Origin of the sequence: Halobacillus sp. BBL2006 (assembly GCF_000786645.1) — a bacterium.
GTDB lineage: Bacteria > Bacillota > Bacilli > Bacillales > Halobacillaceae > Halobacillus.
This window is the reverse complement of sequence record NZ_JRNX01000481.1, coordinates 1-4,544: the sequence shown is the minus strand read 5'-3', so window position 1 is coordinate 4,544 and position 4,544 is coordinate 1. Positions and strand designations below refer to the sequence as shown.

Here is a 4,544-nt window from a genome sequence, read left to right as displayed (position 1 = left end):
GATTGAGGGAACGCAAGCGGGCTTGTGAAAATTTCTGCACTCGTTTTAAACGAAGATAAGATCATTAATAGAATAGGATAGATGCTGATCGATGCGACTAAAAATGCGAATACATAATAAAAAGGTTTGGACCAGATGGTGTGTTTCACGCTATCCCTCCTACATATCGACTTGTTTTTTCTGCATGTACTTTAAATAAAGGGCTGTAAAGAACGCAATAAAAATGAACAATACGACAGCAAGTGCTGAACCTAACCCAACAGCCGTCGTTGATCCTCCAGCCGATCCACCGAACGCTAATCGGTAAAAATAGACGGCTAATGTATCGGTAGAATGATAAGGTTCTCCCTGCGATCCCTGCATTGCATACACGAGTTCAAACGCCTCGAAGGATTGAATAAAGGTGAGAACGGTCATGATCATGATCGAAGGAACCATTAAAGGAATGATAATCCTTCGAATCATCGATAACCCATTGGCCCCATCAAGCTTACCTGCTTCGAGCAATTCTTTCGGAATCGATTGGAACCCTGCTAGAAAAATTAACACTCCAAATCCGAGACCATACCAGCAGTTTACGAGAATAATAGCGATTAAAGCTGTATCCGGGTCCCCCAGCCATGCTTTCTGCAAGGCTTCTAACCCAAACTTCTCGAGAATGACGTTGAGCGCACCATAGTTCGGATTCAGAATCAGCTTCCAGAGAAATCCTACGACAATGACGGATAACAACCGGGGCAGGAAATAAGCAATTTTTAGAAATTGCGAACCGCGAACCTTTTTATAAATCACATAAGCAAGAAGAAAAGCGAGACCATTCTGGAAAACCATCTGCAGCGCAAAATATAAAATATTATGTCCGAATGCATTCCAAAAAAGTCCTGAAAAAGGCTCAAGTGTAAAGAGGTCCTTGAAATTTTTCAGTCCTACAAATTCCCCTCTCACGATGCCTTTCCAATCGAAGAAGCTGTAAGTGAGTGCGGCGAACAACGGATAGACGATGAACAACCCGTAAATGATCAAGGCGGGGATAGGGAAAAGGTGGATGGTCCACCTTTTCCAGTTCCTCTGTTTCTTAGCTTGAACTGCTGTATGAGCTGCTGTTCTCATACTTTCCGCCCCTTGTGTCTTATTGGAATGGCTCATACCAGGATGCCGCGCTTTCTTGTACAGCCTTCGCAACTTCTTCAGGTGTACGTTCGCCAAGGTACATGCCCTGAAGTTCTGTTTCGATCGTGGCTTTAGTAGAAGGGTTGCCTCCTGCAAAATAAACAAGCATCATATAAGGTGTTGACATTTCCTCAACCGCTTGACTAAGATCATTGACTAGCTGATCTTCTGACTCAATCCCTGGAATGGCGCTAATCATCTTAAATTCTTCCGTAAACAGCTTGCCGAACTCCTCTGTAGTCATAAACTGAACAAATTTCTTCGCTGCCTCTTTATGCTCGGAATTAGCATTTACCGCGTAGGATCCATCCACCCATGTCGTAATTGTCGGTTCTTTACCAACTGCTGACGGCATCGGGAAGAAACCAAGTTCAAGGTCTGGGTTCATCTCACGAAGGACTTCGATCTCCCAGCTTCCAAGCGGAAACATCGCCGCATCGCCTGTAAAGAACATCGTTCGGATATCTTCCATTCCTAACCCTTCATAGTTCTCAGGGAAGTACTTTTTCAGTTCGTCCATCGCATCTATTGAACTTTGAAACTCTTCACTTGTAAAATCTTTTTCACCGGCTGTAATCTTATCTACAAATTCATTGCCTCCATAATGCGCAGGTCCAATGATCCCGTGTGATAGAGAAAGCAGCCAGCTTTCTTTCGTACCGAGGGAAATCGGTGTATATCCTTCCTTCTTCAGCGTCTCATTTAAGGAGATAAACTCATCCCATGTTTTTGGCTCCTCTAAGCTAAGTTCTTCAAAGATTTTTTTGTTGTAGAACATTTGTGTTGTACTGATGTTTAACGGAACGCCATACTGTTTTCCATCTGAACCTTTGGATGCAGCTAACGTATCTTCAGAATATTGATCCAACCCCTCTAAATCGTCCAGAGGCTCAAGATAGCCAGCATCGGCAAGCTCAATGCCTGGTGCATAGGGACGCAAGTGAATAATATCCGGTCCCTCACCGCTTTTTAGTGCGGTATTTAATATCGTGTTGTATTCCGTGTTCTTAGAAGGAGCAAATTCGACTTTAATATCCGGGTTTTCTTCCTGGAACTTATCAATCACTTTCTGATAACTTGCTTTGTCTTCCGTCCTCCAGCTGCCAATCGTCAGAGTGACACCGTCTTCACTTGCCTCTGAATCTCCTGAAGCATCCCCGCTGCTATCTGAACTACATCCCGATAGGACAAGAATAAAAGCTAAAAACCCAACGAACGTAAACGCTTTCAATATTTTCATCAATAAAATCCCCCTTAAATAAAAGATGAATGAATCAGTGAATGCAGATGTGGTCGAATACGATTCATTTGATGCTTCCTTCCGTAATGCACCATATTCGTTAAAAAGGTGACGACTAGCTTTTCCTTCGGATCGATCCAAAGGCTCGTTCCTGTAAATCCCGTGTGGCCAAAACTTCCTTCTGACCACCTCCTTCCGCAGGAAAGCTCTGCTCCTCGACCGCTCCATACTTCAAAACCAAGTCCTCGGTTCTGTTCCTGATGCGCCGTCGCTTGCTTTATTCGAGAAGTGGACAGCACACCTTGGTCGTCAGGGTTAAGAAAATAGTGACCAAATCTCCCTACTTCAGACGCTGTTCCGAACAAACCTGCATGCCCGCTCATTCCACGAAGAATAAAGGCTTTTTCATCATGGACTTCGCCTTGGATGTATCGATTTTGAAACCATTCAGTTGAAGCAGCACGATCAGGTTCCTTTGGGTTGAACGTCGTATCTGTCATCCCCCAGGGTGTATAAAGATAGTCTTTTGTAAAAGCATCAAGAGACAAGCCCGTGATTTTTTCTACAATTTTGCCTAGTAAGATCATGCCTAGGTCACTGTATTGCACCTGTTTCCCAGAGGGATGGAGTAACTCCAGTTTCATGATCTCTAGCAAGAGATCTCTCTGCTCGCCCCGCTTAACCTGTTTCAAATCAGCGGGGAGTCCCGAAGTATGGGTAAGCGCGTGCTTAATTTTAACATCAGGATGTTTGAATTCTGGGATGTATGTTTGTACGGAGTGGTCCAATTCAAGCTGTCTATTTTCGACCAGCCATAGAATGGATGGAAGTGTCGCCATCACTTTTGTGAGGGAGGCCAAGTCAAATAGGGTGTGCTTGGTGATGAGACAGGCGTTCTGCTCACGGTCGATATATCCTCCGTAAGCGTTGTGAAATACAGTTTCGCCATTATGCTGAACATGAAGGACAGCACCCGGGAGTTCATGGTTCTTTACGAGATCGCGCAAGTATTGGTCAAACATGTTTTTTCAAGTCCTCGACAGCTTTTCGTGTTCGCTCAAGGGCAGCTACGCTTTCTTCGTAGTTTCTGCTTGTCATGCCCACATACAATATATCAATTACGTTCAGCTGTGAGATTCGCGAGCTCATGGCACCGCTTCGAATGCTTTTTTCCAAAGAGCTTGTAAAAAGCTTTATGTCAGCTAATTCAGACACAGGATTACTACCGTATTTCGTTAAGGTAATGACCTTTGCCCCATTATCCTTCGCGACCTTAAGGGAATGGATAATATCTTTCGTCTGACCAGAATAAGAAATTCCAAAGACAACATCTGACTCTTCAAGATTGGCGCTGATTGTTCCCTGGGTATCATAATCCACAGCCGCCTCACACCAGCGATTTATCCTTGAAAGCTTCTGTTTGAAATCCTGGGCAATTAACCCGGATGCACCGATCCCGTAAAGAGCTATTTTTCTAGCGGAGCCTAGAGCGATGATGGCTTTTTCCACTTCTTCCTTTGATAAGACGGAGATGGTGTCATTAATGGATTGAATATTATTGTTGGACACATTAGCGATAAACGAATCTACTGAGCCGTCGATGGAAATTTCCTGGTAAGAATGATTAGAGGACGAAGACTTTGTAGCCAGATCTCCGGCGATGCGTAATTTCAACTCTTGGAATCCTTTGTAGTTAAGGGTCCGCGCTAATCGAATAATCGTCGCTTCGCTCACCTCTGTTCGCTGGGAAAGTTTCTGAATGGATAAGTTGAGCACTTCTTCTGGAAAATTTATTATGTATTCGGCTACTTTTCGTTCAGAAGGTTTTAGTGAAGTGATCGCTTCTTGAATACTGATCAATCCCCCGTTCATTTACTGCCTCCTTTCTTTTAAGTAAGTTTATTCTAGTGTATCAAGTTTTATTTAATAATCAAGGAGTATTTATGAAGCTTTACTACATAAATACAAAATAACACCCGCAACTCTTTATTTGTCGCGGGTGTTGAAGCATTAATAAAGTAAATAATTTTCTCTTAATTCTTTGAATTCATTTAAATCTTCCTGCCACTGAGCTTGAATTTCTTCCACACTTTGCCCTTCTTCAATCGCTTCACGAATCCATCCGTTCCCGACT

At 43.3% G+C, this 4,544-nt stretch carries 5 protein-coding genes; all 5 read right to left on the bottom strand.

Going from position 1 to position 4,544, the window contains the following annotated elements:
* Positions 1-159: 159 nt before the first annotated feature.
* On the bottom strand, positions 160-1,110 hold the full coding sequence (locus tag LD39_RS14285) for a carbohydrate ABC transporter permease (protein ID WP_052158884.1): 951 nt from the start codon (positions 1,108-1,110) through the stop codon (positions 160-162).
* Between the two features lie 19 nt (positions 1,111-1,129).
* Positions 1,130-2,410 carry an ABC transporter substrate-binding protein gene (locus LD39_RS14280; protein ID WP_035548403.1) on the bottom strand — a complete coding sequence of 427 codons (1,281 nt, stop codon included), beginning with the start codon at positions 2,408-2,410 and terminating at the stop codon, positions 1,130-1,132.
* Between the two features lie 14 nt (positions 2,411-2,424).
* Positions 2,425-3,432, bottom strand: coding sequence for a serine hydrolase (locus tag LD39_RS14275; protein ID WP_035548400.1), 1,008 nt, complete (start codon positions 3,430-3,432; stop codon positions 2,425-2,427).
* On the bottom strand, positions 3,425-4,282 hold the full coding sequence (locus tag LD39_RS14270; protein ID WP_035548397.1) for a MurR/RpiR family transcriptional regulator: 858 nt from the start codon (positions 4,280-4,282) through the stop codon (positions 3,425-3,427). The genes LD39_RS14275 and LD39_RS14270 overlap by 8 nt, the downstream gene beginning before the upstream one ends.
* Positions 4,283-4,420: 138 nt before the next feature.
* A partial coding sequence (locus LD39_RS23820) for an exo-beta-N-acetylmuramidase NamZ domain-containing protein (protein WP_156112651.1) occupies positions 4,421-4,544 on the bottom strand: 124 nt, incomplete at its 5' end.